Annotated in this window: 20 protein-coding genes; 8 read left to right on the forward strand and 12 right to left on the reverse strand. The window is 44.2% G+C overall.

Annotated features, from left to right (window positions below; all coding sequences use genetic code 11):
- Window positions 1-131 precede the first annotated feature (131 nt).
- From pspA to ACRQQK_RS08080, 4 genes are read left to right on the forward strand one after another with little or no spacing between them, the layout of a single operon-like run.
- Window positions 132-803, forward strand: coding sequence for a phage shock protein PspA (pspA, locus tag ACRQQK_RS08065; protein WP_102953034.1), 672 nt, complete (start codon window positions 132-134; stop codon window positions 801-803).
- Between the two features lie 30 nt (window positions 804-833).
- Window positions 834-1,067 (forward strand): envelope stress response membrane protein PspB, encoded by a 234-nt coding sequence (pspB, locus tag ACRQQK_RS08070; protein ID WP_102941718.1) that lies wholly within the window; start codon window positions 834-836, stop codon window positions 1,065-1,067.
- A complete protein-coding gene (gene pspC / locus ACRQQK_RS08075) occupies window positions 1,060-1,449 on the forward strand; it encodes an envelope stress response membrane protein PspC (protein WP_457510814.1) in 390 nt (129 codons plus the stop codon). The genes pspB and pspC overlap by 8 nt, the downstream gene beginning before the upstream one ends.
- A gap of 35 nt (window positions 1,450-1,484) precedes the next feature.
- A complete protein-coding gene (locus ACRQQK_RS08080) occupies window positions 1,485-2,048 on the forward strand; it encodes a DNA-3-methyladenine glycosylase I (RefSeq protein WP_457510815.1) in 564 nt (187 codons plus the stop codon).
- Between the two features lie 101 nt (window positions 2,049-2,149).
- Here the strand turns inward: ACRQQK_RS08080 and ACRQQK_RS08085 are convergent, their stop codons facing one another.
- Window positions 2,150-3,355, reverse strand: a complete 1,206-nt coding sequence (locus ACRQQK_RS08085) for a cystathionine beta-lyase (RefSeq protein WP_457510817.1) — start codon at window positions 3,353-3,355, stop codon at window positions 2,150-2,152.
- Between the two features lie 81 nt (window positions 3,356-3,436).
- Window positions 3,437-4,891 (reverse strand): cardiolipin synthase, encoded by a 1,455-nt coding sequence (gene cls, locus ACRQQK_RS08090; protein ID WP_457510819.1) that lies wholly within the window; start codon window positions 4,889-4,891, stop codon window positions 3,437-3,439.
- 348 nt (window positions 4,892-5,239) lie between these two features.
- Here cls and ACRQQK_RS08095 point away from each other — a divergent pair, with 348 nt between their 5' ends.
- The 3 genes from ACRQQK_RS08095 to ACRQQK_RS08105 all read left to right on the forward strand — a co-directional run bounded on the left by ACRQQK_RS08095 (window position 5,240) and on the right by ACRQQK_RS08105 (window position 8,368).
- On the forward strand, window positions 5,240-6,574 hold the full coding sequence (locus tag ACRQQK_RS08095; protein ID WP_337163589.1) for a sodium-dependent transporter: 1,335 nt from the start codon (window positions 5,240-5,242) through the stop codon (window positions 6,572-6,574).
- Between the two features lie 161 nt (window positions 6,575-6,735).
- The gene (locus tag ACRQQK_RS08100) at window positions 6,736-7,431 is read left to right on the forward strand and encodes a TIGR01621 family pseudouridine synthase (protein WP_457510821.1); all 696 of its coding nucleotides are present in this window, start codon (window positions 6,736-6,738) and stop codon (window positions 7,429-7,431) included.
- A gap of 4 nt (window positions 7,432-7,435) precedes the next feature.
- On the forward strand, window positions 7,436-8,368 hold the full coding sequence (locus tag ACRQQK_RS08105; RefSeq protein WP_457510823.1) for a class I SAM-dependent methyltransferase: 933 nt from the start codon (window positions 7,436-7,438) through the stop codon (window positions 8,366-8,368).
- Window positions 8,369-8,470: 102 nt separating this feature from the next.
- On the opposite strand, the gene ACRQQK_RS08110 is transcribed toward ACRQQK_RS08105, so the two are convergent.
- From ACRQQK_RS08110 to rbsD, 7 genes are all read right to left on the reverse strand, one after another.
- Window positions 8,471-8,914, reverse strand: a complete 444-nt coding sequence (locus ACRQQK_RS08110; RefSeq protein WP_042482118.1) for an META domain-containing protein — start codon at window positions 8,912-8,914, stop codon at window positions 8,471-8,473.
- Window positions 8,915-9,078: 164 nt separating this feature from the next.
- A complete protein-coding gene (locus tag ACRQQK_RS08115; RefSeq protein ID WP_457510825.1) occupies window positions 9,079-10,080 on the reverse strand; it encodes a substrate-binding domain-containing protein in 1,002 nt (333 codons plus the stop codon).
- 14 nt (window positions 10,081-10,094) lie between these two features.
- Entirely contained in the window at window positions 10,095-11,015 is a 921-nt protein-coding gene (gene rbsK / locus ACRQQK_RS08120) for a ribokinase (RefSeq protein WP_457510827.1), read from the reverse strand.
- Window positions 11,016-11,165: 150 nt separating this feature from the next.
- Window positions 11,166-12,044, reverse strand: a complete 879-nt coding sequence (gene rbsB, locus ACRQQK_RS08125; RefSeq protein ID WP_102941729.1) for a ribose ABC transporter substrate-binding protein RbsB — start codon at window positions 12,042-12,044, stop codon at window positions 11,166-11,168.
- 57 nt (window positions 12,045-12,101) lie between these two features.
- Entirely contained in the window at window positions 12,102-13,085 is a 984-nt protein-coding gene (gene rbsC, locus ACRQQK_RS08130) for a ribose ABC transporter permease (protein ID WP_042482126.1), read from the reverse strand.
- Window positions 13,082-14,587, reverse strand: a complete 1,506-nt coding sequence (gene rbsA / locus ACRQQK_RS08135) for a ribose ABC transporter ATP-binding protein RbsA (RefSeq protein ID WP_457510829.1) — start codon at window positions 14,585-14,587, stop codon at window positions 13,082-13,084. Before rbsA ends, rbsC begins: the two co-directional genes overlap by 4 nt.
- Before the next feature lie 33 nt (window positions 14,588-14,620).
- Window positions 14,621-15,040, reverse strand: a complete 420-nt coding sequence (gene rbsD / locus ACRQQK_RS08140; protein ID WP_457510831.1) for a D-ribose pyranase — start codon at window positions 15,038-15,040, stop codon at window positions 14,621-14,623.
- Between the two features lie 391 nt (window positions 15,041-15,431).
- Between rbsD and ACRQQK_RS08145 the strand changes: the two genes are divergently transcribed.
- The gene (locus tag ACRQQK_RS08145) at window positions 15,432-15,680 is read left to right on the forward strand and encodes a DUF1289 domain-containing protein (protein ID WP_457510833.1); all 249 of its coding nucleotides are present in this window, start codon (window positions 15,432-15,434) and stop codon (window positions 15,678-15,680) included.
- 22 nt (window positions 15,681-15,702) lie between these two features.
- Here the strand turns inward: ACRQQK_RS08145 and ACRQQK_RS08150 are convergent, their stop codons facing one another.
- The 3 genes from ACRQQK_RS08150 to ACRQQK_RS08160 form a co-directional block, all read right to left on the reverse strand.
- Entirely contained in the window at window positions 15,703-15,930 is a 228-nt protein-coding gene (locus tag ACRQQK_RS08150) for a hypothetical protein (RefSeq protein ID WP_457510835.1), read from the reverse strand.
- A gap of 177 nt (window positions 15,931-16,107) precedes the next feature.
- A complete protein-coding gene (locus tag ACRQQK_RS08155; RefSeq protein ID WP_457510837.1) occupies window positions 16,108-17,205 on the reverse strand; it encodes an ABC transporter permease in 1,098 nt (365 codons plus the stop codon).
- Entirely contained in the window at window positions 17,202-18,128 is a 927-nt protein-coding gene (locus ACRQQK_RS08160) for an ATP-binding cassette domain-containing protein (RefSeq protein ID WP_457510839.1), read from the reverse strand. The genes ACRQQK_RS08155 and ACRQQK_RS08160 overlap by 4 nt, the downstream gene beginning before the upstream one ends.
- Between the last annotated feature and the right edge of the window lie 2 nt (window positions 18,129-18,130).

An 18,130-nucleotide genomic window follows, 5' to 3' on the forward strand; every position in this document is an offset into this window, starting at 1 on the left:
TGTCTTTTGGGTAATTCAATGTAAGCTACTGAAAAATAAAGCCATGAAAATTGGCATGGAACTTGGAACACACAAGAGGTAACTAGGCTGTGACAGGTTTGAACAGCGAATTGATAACTAAGGAGTCAAATATGGGCATTTTTTCTCGTTTTGCAGACATCGTAAATTCCAATATCAGCGCATTACTGGATAAAGCGGAAGATCCTGAAAAAATGATTCGTCTCATTATTCAAGAGATGGAAGATACGCTGGTGGAAGTTCGTACCAATTCCGCTAAAGCGATAGCAGACAAAAAAGAACTCGCACGTAAAGTTGCAAGTATCGATGATCAAATCGAAGACTGGCAAAACAAAGCTACGCTGGCACTGAACAAGCAGCGTGACGATTTAGCTCGTGCCGCTTTGATTGAAAAGCAGAAGTTGCAATCGGTTCTGAAAAGCTTACACACAGAACAAACATTAGTAGAAGAAACCATTGATAAGCTCACTGGCGAAATCACTAAGTTAGAGAGCAAAATCACTGAGACGCGTGCGAAGCAACAGGCGTTGGCTATCCGTTCTCAATCGGCGGTGAATCGTCGTAATGTGCAACGTCACTTACATACCAGCCGCACAGAAGAAGCGATGTCGAAGTTTGAGCAGTATTCACGTAAAGTGGATGAGTTAGAAGCAGAAGCGGATCTTTACGCTCAGTCTGCGCAAGGTAAGTCTCTCGACCAAGAGTTTGCAGAACTTCAGGCACAAGATGAAATTGAGCAAGAACTGGCAAAATTAAAACAGCAAATGAAACAAGATCAGCAATAGAACAATAAAATAAATAATTAGGAGTAGGCTATGACCTCTGTATTTTTTGCTGGACCACTCATTGTCTTTTTGATTTTCGTTGCTCCACTGTGGCTGCTTCTACACTATCGCAGCAAACGAAAAGTGGGCAGCGGACTTTCTTCAGAAGACTATGAAACGCTGCAGCAGCTTTCGGAAAAAGCGAGTGGCTTGCAGTCACGAGTAGAAACACTTGAGCGGATTCTGGACGCGGAATCTCCAAATTGGAGACGTAACTATGACTAGCCGAGAATTATATCGTGACCCCGTAAATGGCAAGATAGGTGGCGTGTGCGCCGGTCTGGCGAACTATTTTGGCTTAGAGGTGTGGATTGTTCGCATACTGGTTATCTCTGCAGGGCTATTGGGTGGCGGCTTTTTGATTGTATTAGCTTACCTAGCATTAATGTTGATGCTAGAGAAGCAGCCTTATCAATACGAGCAAAGCGTCAAATCACAACGCGAACACACGTTGAAAAGTAAGCCGTGGGAGCAAGGTCAAACACTAGGAGCACTGCTCAACACGTTGAATGAAGATCTAACTAGAGTTGAAAAACGTGTACGCAATATGGAGGCGTATGTCACTTCTGACGCATTTAAAGTGAATCGAGAATTCAATAAGTTATAATCCACCCATTGAGCGGAATAACAAGGGACAATTGCATGTCAGATAAGGCAGATAACACGTGTGCTTGGGCGATGAAGAATCCTCTAGAGCGAGAGTATCATGACGCAGAATGGGGTGTTCCTGTGCATGATGACGTTAAGTTGTTCGAATTTATCACTCTAGAAGGTGCACAGGCTGGCTTAAGTTGGATAACGATTCTGAAAAAGCGAGAAGGCTATCGCCAAGCGTTTGAGAATTACGATATTAACCAGTTAGCGAAGTACGATGAATCGCACGTTCAAAAGATTATCGAGCATTATGATGTGGTTAAGCACAAAGGGAAAATAGCGTCTGTGTTTTCTAACGCCCGTGCCGCGATTGAACTTCAGAATGAGTTTGGCTCGTTAGATAAAGCGCTATGGCAGTTCGTCGATGGTCAACCTAAAGTCAACCATTGGCAGGATATGAGCCAAGTACCCGTTTTGACAGAAGAGTCAAAAGCCATGAGTAAGTTTCTTAAAAAGCGAGGCTTTAAATTTGTCGGCGAAACCATCTGTTACTCTCTCATGCAAGCCGTTGGCATGGTGAATGATCACCTTGAGCATTGCCCTAGAAAATAAGCTGTAGACAGAGTGTTACAGTAATAGTCAGTAGCAATAAAAAAGAGCACTCAAGTGCTCTTTTGCATTTTTCTTTCTTGCTTTTTGGGTAATGGTTAGTGCTAGGCGGTAACTGCTTGTTCCAAAATAACAGAGTTGTAGCGAGCTAACCCCGCTTCTAAATCTGCAATCAAATCGTTCACATCTTCCAGACCAATATGGATACGAATCAAAGTACCTTCGAATTGAGGATGTGCTACCGTGCGCAGGCTGTTAAAGCTGTTTGGCTCATTAGCTAAAATCAGGCTTTCAAAACCACCCCATGAATAACCCATACTAAAGTGTTTCATTCCATCGAGTAGAGCGGTGGTCGCTTTAGGGCAACTTGTTTTCAGCACGAATGAAAATAGTCCATTGCCGCCAGTGAAATCACGTTTAAAAATTTCATGACCGGGACAAGAAGGTAAACCCGGATGGCGAACATGATCCACTTCTGGTCGTTCTGCAAGCCACTGAGCGACTTTAATGCTGCTTTCAGCATGTTGGCGCAGACGAACATCAAGAGTGCGTAGCCCCCTCAAACCTAGATATGCATCGTCTGGCGATACGCATTGTCCCATCAGATAACTTTGCTCGCGCAGCTGAGGCCAATATTTTTCAACGCAAACCGCTGTACCTAACATCACATCTGAGTGACCAACGATGTATTTAGTCGCTGCTTGAACAGAGATATCGACACCATGATCGAATGGTGAGAAGTTCACACCTGCGCCCCATGTGTTATCCAATACGACAATAATGTCTTGTTCGTGAGCGATACTTGATAACAATGGAACATCCTGAACTTCCATGGTGATAGACCCTGGAGATTCTAAGAACAGCATTTTAGTGTTTGGTTGGATGAGCGTACGAATATCTTCGCCAATCATTGGATCGAAATAGGTCGTTTCTACGCCTAGCTTGGCAAGGATTTTTTCGCAGAAATCGCGTGTAGGTTCGTAACAGGTATCCACCATAAGAATATGGTCGCCTGTTTCAACAAATGACAAAATAGTATTGCTTATCGCGGCTGTACCACAAGGGTAGAGGGCACAGCCGGCACCGCCTTCAACCTCGTTCATTGCTTCCTGAAAAGCGAAATGTGTTGTTGTGCCACGGCGTCCGTAAAACAGAGTTTTGTTAGCGCGGTTTACTGTTGCGTGATTTTTTTCCGCAACGCTATTAAACACAATTGTTGAAGCTCGTTGAACGGGCGGGTTAACTACGCCATTGGTCCATTTCTTATTGCGACCAGCGGTTACAAGCGTAGTTTTTTTTCCTTCTGCCATGGTTTGTCCTTGTTAAATGCATCGTTTGACTATTTAAAACATGGAGACATGTTTAAATGCAACCCTGCAAAGGCAAAAAGATCAAAGAAGTGGGTTAAACAGGTAGAACACTCGTTCAAGGAACCGATGTCCAAGGGGACGCTTTTCCCAGTTTTCGTACTCCACTTGTTGAGATTGTTCCATGTAGCCTTGTTGCAGCCAGTACATTTCTTCTGTGAACTCTTGGTCATCTACTGCCAGTGTTACCTCGAAGTTGAGCCATAAGCTGCGCATATCCAGATTAACGGTTCCGACTAAACAGAATTTCCTGTCAATCACGACGGATTTTGTGTGCAATAGACCGCCATAAAACTTATGGATGGTGACACCGGCTTCCAATAGTTCACCGTAAAAAGATCGAGATGCCCATTGAACCATCAAGGAGTCATTCTTCATCGGAATGATTAAGTCGACCTTAATTCCACGTTGTGCCGTCATTTTCAGGGTTGATAGCAGGTCGGCACTTGGCACGAAATAAGGTGTCGTAATGCACACAGACTCGTTTGCCTGATTGATGGCTAAGGTTAACACCTGAGATATCAAATTCTCAGGCATCCCTGGGCCGGAAGGAACAACCTGCACAGGATGTTGAGGTAGAAGCGGGTTAATTTGGCATTCTGGTTGTGGCGGAAGTTCACGTATTCCGGTTTCAACCTCCCAATCCCAGCAATGAATGGCAGAAAGCACGTTTACCGTCGGACCTGTTACCCGAACCATAATATCAATCCACTGACCGACACCAGAATCTTGTTTGAAATAGGCTGGGTCAACCATATTCATCGAACCGGTATAAGCTACATTGTTATCAATAACGATGATTTTTCGATGTTGGCGAAGATCGAGACGACGCAGGAATATACGCCACGGGCTCACTTCCAGAGCTTGAATCAGTTCAATGCCCGCATCACGCATCATCTTTTCCCAATGACTGCGGAAAAAACGAGGACTACCAGCGGAATCTAAAAGTACTTTGACATCAACACCGCGTTTCGCTGCCTGAATGAGTGCGGATGCAACGGAGTCGGCTAATCCACCCGGATGCCAAATGTAGAAAACGATTCGTATTGTGGACTTTGCTTGTTCGATATCCTCAATGATGGAATGAAGGATCTCGTTGGGTGAATTCAACAGTGACAAGGTGTTTCCCGATAAAGCAGGGATGCCCATTCGGTAATTACAAAGTTCATCAATCTTAGAAATGTGTGCACCCATGGCTTCAGGCATGTGTGCCTGACACGCATTTAAGGACTTAAACCATTCACCAAAGGGAGTGAACATCTCTTTCGCTCTGTCTGCGCGCTTTCGTCCTAGATTCAGTTCACCGAAAAGGAAATAGCAAATCACACCCAGTATCGGCAGGATATAAATGACCATCAGCCAGGCCAGAGAGACACTAACGGCATTGCGTTTAAGTACCACACGTATGGTGACACCCGCCACAAGGAACCAGTAGAGCGCGATGCCTGCAAGTGTTAAGAAATGATAAACCTTATCCATGAGTCACTTATATCTAAAATACCTAATGGTGATATTAAGTCGAAAGCATATGTGAAGAAAGAATTTAGCGTAAATGAATGTAAAAGATATGCAGATGGATGCTTTTTGTTGTGCAGATAATGTAGGAATAAATTCTTACAAAAAGACTAAAAAAGCATCATTTAATCTATTAAATAGATGTGAATGCCATAAATTAGTCTGTTCGGGCTTCCAATTTTAGTCTCAAACTGTTTTACTTGCCACCACTTCGATATCTATTGATGTTTTTGTTTGTGTAAAATTAAATTTACACGCAAATATAGCTATCGACAAACTTATAATGCAAACACACACATCGGTATAAAAATTATGGCAAGTAGTTCTAGAGGGCAGTTTACCTCTCGATTTGGCTTCATCATGGCAGCGGCAGGTTCTGCTGTAGGATTAGGAAACGTTTGGGGTTTCCCCACTCAGGCTGCAAGTAATGGTGGCGCGGTATTTCTTTTTGTTTATCTGCTTATGGTTTTCCTACTTGCATTTCCAATGTTAGTAGCAGAGCTCACCATTGGCCGTTATGGTCAGTCGAACTCAATCAGTTCGTTTAAATCTGTTTGGCCTAAGGGTAAAGCTGGCGCTATTTTGCTTGGTGTTGTTGGCTTAACCGTGGTGTCTTTGATTCTGGCTTTCTACGCGATCGTTGCAGGCTGGTTGATTGGCTCGTTCTTTGGCAGCGGCTTAACTCTGCTTGGGATGGACAGCGCGGCACATTGGCTCACCAGTTTTGGTACTGAACGCAACCTAGTACTGATGGTGTCATTCATGGCGATCACCATGTATGTTGTGCGTAGCGGGGTAGCAGATGGTATCGAAAAATGGTCAACCCGTTTGATGCCAGTATTGTTTGCTCTGTTCGCTCTGCTAACGGTTTACATCTTTACTCAAGAAGGCTCGATGGAAGGCCTGAAGATGTACCTTATCCCTGATTTTTCTCATTTCACGCCTTCTTTAATTGTGGGTGCGATGGGGCAAGCGTTCTTCTCACTATCTTTAGGTGTGTGTGTAATGACCACTTACGGTTCATACCTGAAGAAAGATACCAACATTCCAAAGACTGCGGCTCAAGTGGCTTTGATCGATACTGGCGTTGCATTTATCGCAGGTCTAGTGATTCTGCCTGCTATGTTTGTTGCTAAAAATCACGGTGTTGAAATCTTCTCTGAATCTGGCGATCTTTTGAACTCGGATACACTTGTGTTCACTGTACTTCCAGCCATGTTCGATACCATGGGCTCTGTTGGTGCAATCGTTGGTTTGGTGTTCTTCTTACTGATGATCATTGCAGCGCTGACGTCATCGATTTCAATGCTAGAAGTTCCGGTTTCTTGTGCAACGGAAGAGCTAAAACAGAACCGTAATACTGCAGTACTTTGGATTGGTGGTTTGGTAACGATTGCCTCTGGTGTGATTGTTATGAACTTCTCAAGCCTGTTCGGTTTGGTGATTCAATTCACGACAGTGTACTCACAGCCAATCATTGCACTGCTGATTACGCTTCTTGCAGGTTGGATTTGGAACCGCAACCAAGTATTGAATGAACTGAAGCAAGGCTACCCAGAAATTGAGAGTAGTTGGTTCTGGAAAATTTGGCCGACTTACGTACGTTTCGTATGTCCGGTACTGATGCTGCTAGTGTTCTTCGCTTAATTAGCTGTACGCATCATGCAGATGATTAATTTGATAAGGCCGCTTTAAGCGGCCTTTGTTTTATCTCTATCCTTTTATGTCTATCTGAAGGCGGCAACATAATGTTTTACTGACCTTTAGTCTCAGTTGAGTATAATGGCCGTCCATTATTGAGGGGCATCATGTTCGATATTCTATTTACTCACTCTGATTTTATCGTCATCAATAAGCATCCGAATGTTTCGGTACACAAAGATGATGGCGATACCATGCTGTTGCAAGAAGTTGGCAAAGTCAGCGGTGATTCTCAGCTTTATTTAGTTCATCGACTCGATAAGATGACGTCAGGCATATTATTGCTTGCGCGTAATGCTCAAGCAGCAAGTGAACTTTCTCAAGCCTTTGCTCATCGTGATGTTGAAAAATTCTATTTAGCTCTTGGCAGTAAGAAGCCAAAGAAAAAGCAAGGCCTGATCAGTGGTGATATGGAGCGTTCTCGTCGCGCTTCTTGGAAACTGCTTACGACTCAGCAGAATCCGGCGGTGACCCAATTTTTCTCAGCCTCAGCAGAGCCAAGCGAGAGATTGTTTTTGTGTAAGCCTCATACAGGGAAAACGCATCAGATTCGTGTGGCGCTTAAATCGATTGGTTCAGCAATCGTAGGCGACCCCATTTATAACGCTTCCAATGAAGCTGACCGTGGGTATTTACACGCCTTTGCTCTTAAGTTTATTTATGCTGGCGAAACCTTTCAGTTTCTATGTGACCCTAGAGGAAAAGAGTACCTTGGGCAGAAATGGAACAGCGAAGTGGTTAGTCAAAACATCGAATTATGGTTACAACCTTGGTCACTTAACTGGCCAACAGTGAAAAAGTAATATTATGCAACTTTCAGCTTTACCCGTTTTTTTTGAAGAGCTTAATGCTCAGCTCACACAAGCCCCTGATGAAGTTCGTCGACTGTTTCATGGTCGAGGTCAACGTTGGGAGGGTTTGGAGCAAATTACTTGTGACTGGCTACAGGGACAACTGGTTGTAAACTTGTTCAAAGAAGTGGAAGAAGAGTTTCTTCAAGCACTCGAACAAGGTTTGCAAGCGTTATCGCAATCATCCTTATGGCAACAGCGAAACGGCAGCTGCATTTTGCTTCAACACCGTTACGCAGATGGAGCACCTTCCCAAGTAATTTGGGGAGAGTTGAATTCAAGACCTGTTGTGGTTGAAAGTGGTTTGAAGTATCAGCTTGATATTGGCAGAAACCAAAACTTTGGCTTGTTCCTCGATATGCGTTTAGGCCGAGACTGGGTGAGAGAACACGCCAAACATAAGAACGTACTTAACTTGTTTGCTTACACCTGTGGATTTTCCGTTGCAGCGATAGCTGGTGGTGCCGATAAAGTCGTCAATGTCGATATGGCAAAAGGTTCTTTGTCGAAAGGACGTGAAAACCATCTGATTAATGATCACAACCTAAGTAAAGTGAGTTTCCTAGGACACGATATCTTTAAATCGTGGGGGAAAATCAAAAAAGCTGGACCTTATGATCTAATCGTTATTGACCCGCCTTCTTTCCAGAAAGGCAGCTTTGCGTTGACTAAAGATTACCAAAGAATTCTTCGTCGTCTTCCTGAACTATTGACTGAAGGTGGGGAAGTGTTGGCTTGCGTTAACTCGCCAATGGTAAGCAGTGATTTTCTGATTGACGGAATGAAAGCTGAAGCTCCAGATTTGAGCTTCCAGTATCGTCTCGATAACCCGCCGGAGTTCGCAGATATCAATTCTGAATCAGCACTGAAAGCCTTGGTTTTTAGTTAAAGTGTTTAGCTAACGGACGTTTAGATGTGCGTTTAAGCCGGAAACAAAAATAGCAGCCATTGGCTGCTATTTTTTATGATTCGCTTATGTGTTTATAAACGCTTAGTTCATATGGTCGCTAAGTTTGAATGTCAGTGTGTGGACATCGTTTTTCAGTACCAATGAATCTTTAGTTAGCGTCATATCGCTCCAATCTTGTAGCGTTTGAGAAACCGCTTGTTCGGTATCCATGATGTCACCGATACACATTTTCATGGTTTTGCCCATTTTCTCAATACGGAACTTGTTATCTTTCACTTCCGCTTGGCCGAAAAAGTTGTTGCAGCCAGCGTTACCATTGGCAATCATCTTTTCGCCAATTTCTAGGTTAGGAGTTCTTAAGCGTTCATTCTTCACTACGTCTTTACCATCAACTTGAGTAAGTTCCCAGTTGTGGTGTTGTAGGTCTTGAGCCGTAATTTGCACTTCATCACCAGTACTTTGACAAGCCGTTAAAATTACAGGTAGCGTTACCGCTGCAAGTAGCGATTTAGAAATCAGCTTCATATGATTCACTCCGAATGTGGAAATTCCGCTCAGTATAGTCAATAAAACACTGTTTTTGTCAGCATGAGGTCATAGATTGAGTCTGAAATCACATCAATCTGCTTGTTACTTATTGAAATGTATAAATATTGTTGGGTTGTTAATTGCCGCGTGTAAGACAATTCCTAAAGTTGCTTAACACTTTTACGAACGATAAGTGTTGGTTCAAGTTGAATAATCTCAGGCTCATTGCTCAGCTTATTAATTTTTTTAAGCAGTGTATCAACAGCCGCTTTACCTAAGCGGTATTTAGGCTGGTGAATGGTGGTTAGCGACGGAGACATGAATTTGGCAATGTGGATATCATCGTAGCCTATGATGGAGATGTCGTCCGGAATTGAGAGGTTGTTTTCATTTGCTGCGTTAATCACACCCATTGCCATCATGTCGTTACTCACAAAGAGAGCACTTGGCAACGAGTTTGACTTTATCAGCTTGATAAACGTGTCGTAGCCCCCTTGGCATTCAAAGTTCGACTCCATGACCCATTCAGGGTGTATTTCCAAATGCGCTTCACGCAGTGCTCGCTTGTAGCCTTCATAACGCATCTGTGCCTGATGATGATTCAAAGGCCCAGTAATACAGCCGATCTCTTTATGACCACTTTCAATCAGATGTTTAGTAGCCATATAGCCACCAAGCAGAGAGTTATCCTGAATCTTATCGCTGGAAAATAACATCGGGCCCCAGTCCATTACCACAACAGGGATATCTGGGTAGCGTTCGAACTCATCAATACGTTCCCCAACCAATGTAGAACACATCAAAATAATGCCATCGACGCGTTTTTGCAGCAGGGTATTAATTGAGGCTTTCATGCGCTCGTGATCGCCTTCTGTATTACACAGAATCAAGTTATAACCTTGTTGGTAACAGTTACGTTCGACACCTTTGACAACTTCACCAAAGAATGGGTTGGTTGATGTTGTCATCAACATACCTATGGTTTTGGTGCGGTTCATTTTAAGGCTGCGAGCTAGAGCGGAAGGAGCGTAGTTGAGTTCTTGAGCGGCTTTGTTAACCCGTTCCGCAATCTCATCGCTTACGAAACGGGTTTTGTTGATTACATGGCTAACAGTCGATGTTGAAACACCGGCGAGTTTTGCTAAATCCTTCATTGTTGCCATGTCATTAGTATCCTTTACTTTTGTTCAGCTAAGAATGCATCAACCTCAGAGCGTTGTGGAATAGAGGTTTGCGCGCCAAAACGAGTAACAGAAATCGCTGCGGCGGCATGTGCAAATTTAATCGCTGATTCTAAAGGCATTTCTTCTAACAAGCCAGTAACAAAAGCGCCGTTAAAGGTATCGCCAGCTGCGGTTGTGTCGGTCGCCTTTACTCTGAATCCCGGAATAATGACGCCTTTACCGTTCTGACTCAACCAAACGCCTTTGGCACCGAGAGTAATCATGACTGTTTCTATCCCTTTATTGTGAAGGACATCCGCCGCTTTTTGTGCTGATTCATCGTCAGAGACGGTAATGCCTGTCAGCACTTCAGCTTCAGTTTCGTTTGGGGTAATGATGTCGACGCAGCAAAGCAGTTCATCTGGCAATTCACGCGCAGGGGCAGGGTTTAATATCACCTGAGTTTGAGCATTTTTTGCCACTTGAACGGCTTGGATAATACCGTCCAGCGGTGTTTCAAGTTGAGCAAGGAAGTATTGTGCATTACGTATTTGGTCAAGATGCGGCTCAATGGCTTCTGCGGTGAGCTTTGCATTCGCTTCGGCAGAAATACAGATGCTGTTTTCGCCGCTGTCAGAGACCTGAATCATCGCGATACCAGTAGGGCAGTTTGGTTGTAGCTTGACCCCTGATACGTTGATGCCATCGACTTTAAAGCTTTCGCGAATATTAATGCCAAACGAGTCATCACCCACACAAGCAATAAAACCGACATCGGCTTTCAAACGAGCTGCCGCTACAGCTTGGTTTGCGCCTTTGCCACCTGGGATAACTTGGTAATTGCGGCCGTGAAGTGTTTCGCCTGGGCGAGGAAAAGTCGGTACTTGAAGAACGTGGTCTGCATTGACACTACCGAATACCACCAACTTATTCATAGAAGAAGTCCTCAGTGTTTTAGGAATAAAAAAGAGAGGTTTAAAGTCTATATTTACTTAACACGTTAAAGTTTAAAACATTAAAGCTGTCTTTTTTTCACCCTCCCCGTTAGGAGAGGGTGTGATTAGCAATTAAGTATTGATACGCAATTACTTGGTGATAACTTTTAGTGGAACTGGGATGTACTCTTCCACTTTTTCGCCTTTCAGTACTTTGTCAGCTGTTTCTACACCTAACGCACCGATCATATCTGGTTGTTGAGCAACCGTTGCTGCCAGTTTGCCACGTTCTACCGCAGCAATACCGTCGTCTGTGCCGTCAAAACCAACAATCATTACGTTTTTACCAGAAGCCTGAACTGCGCGAAGTGCGCCTAGAGCCATTTCGTCGTTCTGTGCAAATACCGCTTCAACATCTGGGTTCGCTGCTAGTAGGTTTTCCATTACGTTCAGACCTTTAGTACGGTCGAAGTCCGCTGGTTGGCTAGCAAGTAGTTGCATTTGGCTGCCTTTAACCGCGTTCATAAAGCCTTCACCACGCTCACGAGCAGCAGATGTACCAGCAATACCTTCTAGTTGAATAACTTTGGCTTTCTCACCCACTTTTTCCATGATGAAGTGACCGGCCATTTCGCCGCCAACAATGTTGTCAGATGCAATGTGGCTCACTACGTCACCACGGCTTGCGCCACGGTCCAGAGTCAATACTGGAATCTTAGCGTTGTTTGCAATGCGAATTGCGTTCGATACCGCATCTGAATCCGTTGGGTTGATCAGGATTGCTTTCACGCCACGAACAGTAAGATCTTCCACGTTTGAAAGCTCTTTACTTGGGTCGTTTTGTGAATCTAAAACGATAATGTTATAGCCGAGCTCTTTTGCTTTTGCTTCTGCGCCATCTTTCATCGTAACGAAGAATGGGTTGTTAAGCGTAGAGACGACAATTGCCATCGTATCTTGTGCGTATGCAGAGACAGAAACAGAGGTTGATAACAGTGCAGCTGAAATCAGAGTTGCCAATTTTTTCATTTTAATTTCCTTATGCTGGGGGAGACCTAACCGAAGTTAGGTCTGTTGTTTCACGGGTTATTTGTTTTTGTTGTCTACAAGTACTGCAAGCAGGATAACCACTGCTTTTGCAATCATTTGGTAGTAAGAAGACACATCTAGCAGGTTTAGTGCGTTGTTCAGGAAGCCGATAATCAAAGCACCAATCAGTGTGCCCATGATCTTACCGCGACCGCCCAGTAGGCTTGTGCCACCTAGTACAACCGCTGCAATCGCATCAAGCTCATAGCCCATGCCTGCTGTAGGTTGCGCAGACGATAGACGCGATGTCACGATGATGCCCGCAAGAGCTGCAAGAAGACCACAGATTGCGTAAACGCCGATTTTGACTTTGTCTACGTTGATTCCTGAAAGACGTGTCGCTGATTCGTTACCGCCTGACGCATAGACGTAGCGGCCAAAACGAGTGTGATTTAGAAGGTACCAAGCTGCGGCAAATACGATTGCCATCAACCATACTGGAACTGGAATACCTAGCATGTAGCCTGTACCAAACCATGCAAATGCATCCGCAGTATCGGTAAAGCCAGTAGAGATTGGTCGACCGTCGGTGTAAACCATGGTCACACCACGTAGCAAAGTCATGGTAACTAGGGTTGCGATAAACGCCTGAACCTTACCTTTGGCAATCACGAAACCACTGATGGCCCCTAGTGCAGCACCTGCGATAAGTGCTGTTGGTACCGCAATTAATACCGGAACTTCAATGGCAATAAGGCTTGCGGCAAAAGCACCACAAAGAGCAAGTACCGAACCGACACTCAGGTCGATACCGCCAGTCAGAATAACTAACGTCATACCTACGGCGATGATTGCATTTACCGATGTCTGACGAAGAATATTCATCAGGTTATCCATGGTAAAAAAGTTTGGGTTTAAAAAAGAGACAACCACGATCAGAAACAGCAAAGCGATAAGTGATTTCTGTTCGATCAGCCATTCTTTACTCAGCAACTTCTTTTCGCTGACAGAATTTGTTTTATTCATAGTGTTAGTACTCATGCTGCTTCCTCGTTCACCGTTTTGCCTACGGCACACGCTAATAGATTTTCTTGGTTGGCGTCTTTAGCTGAAAACTCGCCGCTGATTCGACCTTCGTGCATTACAATGATGCGGTCACTCATACCCAAGACTTCTGGCATTTCTGAAGACACCAAAATGATACTCATGCCTTCTGCTTTGAACTTATTGATTAACTGATAGATTTCTTTCTTTGCGCCTACATCGACACCGCGAGTTGGCTCGTCAAGAATCAATACCTTTGGACGGGTCATTAAACCTTTAGCGATAGCCACTTTTTGTTGGTTACCACCAGACAAATTACCAATGATCTGATTTCTCGATGGTGTTTTGATATTGAAGAGCTGGATAAAGTCTTCCACTGCAATGGCTTCATCGTTGTGTTGAAGCTGAATGCCTTTAGAAAGCTTATTCAAAGCGCAAAGAGACATGTTTTCCTTCACTGAAAGCCCTAATACCAAACCGTCACCTTTGCGGTCTTCAGAAATGTATGCGATACCGTTAGCCAAACCGTCTTGAGGAGTGACTGGGTTTATAGTGCGTCCATCCAAATTAATTACGCCACGTTCTGAAGGTAGCGCGCCATAAATGACTTTCATTAGTTCAGTTCGACCCGCACCCATTAAGCCAGAAACACCAAGGATTTCGCCTTTTTTGAGTGTAAAGCTTACGTCGTGAACACCTGAGCCTGTTAAACCAATCACTTCTAAGCAAGTGTCGCCGTGTTTAACGTCGATACGTGGATATTGCTCTTCAAGTTTACGGCCAACCATCATTTCAATCAGACCATCTTCGTTGATGTCAGCAACAGGGCACTCGCCGATAAACTTACCGTCGCGCAGTACCGTTACGTCATCACATATTTCAAAGATCTCTTTCAAACGGTGAGAGATATAGACAATGCCGCAACCTTGCTCACGCAGTTCGTTGATTACTTTGAATAACGACTCTGTTTCAGTATCTGTAAGCGCATCAGTAGGTTCATCCATGATGATGACTTTTGATTCGAACGATAACGCTTTGGCGATTTCTACCATCTGCTGTTCGCCAAGACTCAGTGCGCCTAACTGAGTTTTTGAACTGTATTTTACGTTCAGGCGAGCGAGTAACTTGTCCGCTTGTTGATACATTTCATTCCACAGGATGCGGCCCATAGGGCTGGTTTTTTCGCGACCGAGAAAGATGTTTTCTGCAATCGTCAGTTCTGGGATCAGGTTAAGTTCTTGGTGGATAATACTGATACCAGCTTGTTGAGAATCTCGTGGTCCTTTAAACGACGCAGGTTGTCCTTGATATTGAATGTCGCCGGCATCTTTGGTGTAGATGCCTGTTAACACTTTCATCAAGGTTGATTTGCCAGCGCCATTCTCGCCCATAAGCGCCATGACACGGCCGGGATAGACATTCAGACCTGCTTGGTCGAGCGCTTTAACCCCCGGGAAGGCTTTATCAATGTTGCTTAGCGCTAAAATTGGTTGAGTCATGCTCTTTCCTCAATTGTTGAGTGGGAGATGGAATTAAAAAACCACACCAGCTTGGAAAATGACGTTTGCGTACGGGGTACATTCGCCCGTTCTGATAACCGCACGGCTATCTTGAGTGCGTACTTTGAACTCTTCGTGCGACACGTAAGCAATATGGATGGTTTTGCCACAGCGTGACTCTTCGTCTTTGAGTTCTTGAAGCAAAGCAGCGTGAAGCTCTGGGCTAACCTGAGAAAACTCACTGGCCATTACGACACCTTCAATTTGAGACTCAGACAGGATTACTCGAACCGTGTCTAGGAAGCTTGGAATACCATGCGTTAGTGCTAAGTCGATACGAAGCGTTTCTTCTGGAATAGGCAAGCCCGCATCACAAATAGTGATTTCATCGGTGTGACCAAGAGTTGCAGTCAAATAAGAAAGTTCAGAGTTCAGTAGGGCGCTTTTTTTCATTGTTTTACCTTTGTATTCGCAAATGTTTTGTCTTTGGAACAAAGTGTTTTTATCGCTGTAACGGTAAAAAAACAGTTCATCGAAACGTTTCGATGAAATTTAGGCCATTAAATTGAAGTTGAACAGTGAGAGAAATATCTTGTGTGATAATGATCGACGAATTTTATTGATAGGATGAAGATTAGGTGATCAAAATCACTTTGTTCACCACTTTAATGCACCTGAATCGGGCAAACTTGCGCAGGAATCGCTGAATCACTCAGATTGGCTAGAATTTGTTGATTGAAAGTTCCCTTTTCTATACTTATAACTGTAAACACAAGCTAGAAGTAACCTCGTTGAGACTTAAGATAAGGCTTGATGAATCAATCACCGGACAGAAGGAATACTCATGGAGCAGCTTGAATTTTTTACTGTGCCCAGTCCTTGTATTGGTGTTTGCTCAATGGACGAGAAAGGGTATTGCCGAGGCTGCATGCGTAAGCGTGAAGAAAGGTTTGGTTGGCTGGAAATGACTCCAGCGCAGCAAGTTCACGTCATCAAACTGTGCAGACAACGTTATCGCAGAAAAATGGCGCAAAACAAAGTCTTAAACGAAGGGGCTCCCGAATCTGAGAGCCCGCAACAATCCTTGTTTTAGGACGATGTAATAATGATTTGGTCTATTTTAGAGACCAAAGATCACTGACCCAGCCACCAGCGTGAGTGTCAAAGTGTGCTCCGCTAAATTTGCTGTTCACATCTTTAAAAGGTTCAGAATTACATTGTTCGGACATGATTGCTCGTATATGGCAAGCCATTGGGTCAGTAGGATCGGCGTTGGATGCTTGTGTTCTGATTGCCACTTCTTTGATGAGTTGCAATCGGTAGCTGTTACTCGCGCGTTTCATTTTGACCTCCGTAAACGATGTGACCATTAAAAAAGTTAGGATCTGCTTATTTTTTAGTCAACGCAGATCCTCCCATATTTTTTCTAATGCGTAATCGTTCACAAAGTTGTTTGAGACACTATGCAAGCGTCATTCAATTATGAGTTGCGACAGATTCTCACAACATAATTATTGGCGCTAATCTAAGGATTTTTTGAATCGCAAAGATGCGACAATCAAACCCAGCACAGTAAATCCCGCTAACCATAACGTATCTTTCCAAAGATCGGCCAAATCAGCTCCTCTTAGCACAATACCGCGAATCAGACGCATAAAGTGCGTCGCGGGTAATACTTCGGATATCCATTGCGCCGCGATGGGCATCCCCTCATATGGAAACATAAAACCCGAAAGCAAAATGGAAGGCAGGAGGATAAACACCGTCATCTGCATGGCTTGAAGTTGAGTATTTGCTAGCGTTGAAATCATCAAACCGAGAGTTAAGCTTGCGGAAATAAACAACAAGGTACCAAATAAAATTTGGCTGATATCACCGTTAATTGGCACTGCAAAAATGTAGTGCCCTAAGCCGAGAATGATGAATACCTGAATCAGCCCAACAAAGATATACGGAACAATTTTCGCAACCATCAGTTCGATAGGGTGTATCGGCGTTGTGATCAGTAGCTCCAAATTCCCTCGTTCTCTTTCTCGAACGATTGCAGCGCTGGTAAAGAGGATCATTGTCATGGTCAATATGATGCCTAAAAGCCCGGGTACAATATTGACAGCCGAGCGGCGACTCGGGTTATAAAGCAAAGTAACCTCAAATGTGGGCGTGTTTGCGGGTTTGATTTTGAAATCAAAATCAGTGAGAGGCATGGCTCTAAGACCCAAGATAGATCCTGCGATAATGGTGTCCGAACCATCAACCAGCCACTGTCCCAATTCTCGGCCTTGCTGCAGACGTTGAAGTAAGTCTTTTGGCAAGATCAAAGCCGCACGAACTTCTCCTTGTTCAATGGCTTGCTCTGCATGTTTGGCGGTTGTGTACTGCTTAGTTACAGTGACCACTTGTGTCGCTTTGATTGATTCCGTAAGCAAGCGTCCAAATGCGCTCTGACTTTGGTCGACGACAGCTACGGGGATGTTGCGAACATCTGTATTAATGGCAAACCCAAATAACAGCAACTGAATCAGAGGAATCATGACCACCATGCCAAACGTGATACGGTCACGGGATAACTGGCGCAGTTCCTTGATCATTACTGCTTTCATTCGAAACAGACTATTCATTGGCGGCCTTTCCCTGTCACTGAGACAAACACATCTTCTAAGCTAGGGCGTGCAATCGTCAGCTCAGCGGTGGCTAAATTCGGTTCGATTGTTTTTAGCCACTCGATTGGGTTGGTGACTTCGCGATGAATAAGTACACGCAATCGAACACCAAGTTGCGCCGCAGAGCGAACTTGCGGATATGATGTTAACGATTCTTTGAGTTTGCGCAGATTTGGTGCTTTTACTTCAACAATATTTACGCCCATTTGCTGCATGAGCTTTTCCGGCTCGTCATCAGCGCGAATTTCACCCGACTCCATAATCGCAAGCCTATGACAACGTTCCGCTTCATCCATGTAATGGGTAGTGACAAGAATGGTTGTTCCTTGAGAGGAGAGATCAAATAGCTGTTCCCAGAACTCGCGGCGGTTTTCAGGATCAACTGCAGAGGTCGGTTCATCAAGAAACAGCAGCTCAGGATTGTGCATAGTGGCTGCTGCGAGAGCGAGACGCTGTTTTTGTCCGCCACTCATACTTGATACACGCTGTTTTCTGCGCTCATCTAAGCCGTAAGTTTTCAGTTGTTCGTTGGTTCGCTGTGTGAGCGCTTTTCGGTTCATACCAAAAATCTGCCCCATAAACTGCAAATTTTCCTCAACGGTGAGTTCGTCGTAGAGAGAAAATTTTTGCGTCATATAACCAATTTTCAAACGCAATTGTTCTGATTGTCTTGGGATCTCTAAGCCCAAAACATTAACAGAACCAGAAGTCGGGCTAAGCAAGCCGGTGAGCACTCGGATGGTGGTGGATTTTCCGCAACCATTGGGGCCCAAAAAGCCATATATACTGCCTTTAGGAACGCTTAGATTGATGCCTTCTATTGCCGTAAAATCACCAAATTTTTTAACGACTTGCTCAGCGTGAATTGCGTATTCAGTCATCA

Source organism: Vibrio sp. C8, assembly GCF_054051265.1.

Excerpts from the sequence above, each read along its gene's own strand:
- ACRQQK_RS08155 (WP_457510837.1), bottom strand. The coding sequence starts at position 17,205 with ATGAATAGTCTGTTTCGAATGAAAGCAGTAATGATCAAGGAACTGCGC.
- rbsC (WP_042482126.1), bottom strand. The coding sequence starts at position 13,085 with ATGAGTACTAACACTATGAATAAAACAAATTCTGTCAGCGAAAAGAAG.
- ACRQQK_RS08105 (WP_457510823.1), top strand. The coding sequence starts at position 7,436 with ATGCAACTTTCAGCTTTACCCGTTTTTTTTGAAGAGCTTAATGCTCAG.
- rbsB (WP_102941729.1), bottom strand. The coding sequence starts at position 12,044 with ATGAAAAAATTGGCAACTCTGATTTCAGCTGCACTGTTATCAACCTCT.
- pspB (WP_102941718.1), top strand. The coding sequence starts at position 834 with ATGACCTCTGTATTTTTTGCTGGACCACTCATTGTCTTTTTGATTTTC.
- pspC (WP_457510814.1), top strand. The coding sequence starts at position 1,060 with ATGACTAGCCGAGAATTATATCGTGACCCCGTAAATGGCAAGATAGGT.
- rbsD (WP_457510831.1), bottom strand. The coding sequence starts at position 15,040 with ATGAAAAAAAGCGCCCTACTGAACTCTGAACTTTCTTATTTGACTGCA.
- ACRQQK_RS08145 (WP_457510833.1), top strand. The coding sequence starts at position 15,432 with ATGGAGCAGCTTGAATTTTTTACTGTGCCCAGTCCTTGTATTGGTGTT.
- ACRQQK_RS08150 (WP_457510835.1), bottom strand. The coding sequence starts at position 15,930 with ATGAAACGCGCGAGTAACAGCTACCGATTGCAACTCATCAAAGAAGTG.
- cls (WP_457510819.1), bottom strand. The coding sequence starts at position 4,891 with ATGGATAAGGTTTATCATTTCTTAACACTTGCAGGCATCGCGCTCTAC.
- ACRQQK_RS08160 (WP_457510839.1), bottom strand. The coding sequence starts at position 18,128 with ATGACTGAATACGCAATTCACGCTGAGCAAGTCGTTAAAAAATTTGGT.
- ACRQQK_RS08110 (WP_042482118.1), bottom strand. The coding sequence starts at position 8,914 with ATGAAGCTGATTTCTAAATCGCTACTTGCAGCGGTAACGCTACCTGTA.
- ACRQQK_RS08085 (WP_457510817.1), bottom strand. The coding sequence starts at position 3,355 with ATGGCAGAAGGAAAAAAAACTACGCTTGTAACCGCTGGTCGCAATAAG.
- rbsA (WP_457510829.1), bottom strand. The coding sequence starts at position 14,587 with ATGACTCAACCAATTTTAGCGCTAAGCAACATTGATAAAGCCTTCCCG.
- ACRQQK_RS08095 (WP_337163589.1), top strand. The coding sequence starts at position 5,240 with ATGGCAAGTAGTTCTAGAGGGCAGTTTACCTCTCGATTTGGCTTCATC.
- ACRQQK_RS08080 (WP_457510815.1), top strand. The coding sequence starts at position 1,485 with ATGTCAGATAAGGCAGATAACACGTGTGCTTGGGCGATGAAGAATCCT.
- ACRQQK_RS08115 (WP_457510825.1), bottom strand. The coding sequence starts at position 10,080 with ATGGCAACAATGAAGGATTTAGCAAAACTCGCCGGTGTTTCAACATCG.
- pspA (WP_102953034.1), top strand. The coding sequence starts at position 132 with ATGGGCATTTTTTCTCGTTTTGCAGACATCGTAAATTCCAATATCAGC.
- ACRQQK_RS08100 (WP_457510821.1), top strand. The coding sequence starts at position 6,736 with ATGTTCGATATTCTATTTACTCACTCTGATTTTATCGTCATCAATAAG.
- rbsK (WP_457510827.1), bottom strand. The coding sequence starts at position 11,015 with ATGAATAAGTTGGTGGTATTCGGTAGTGTCAATGCAGACCACGTTCTT.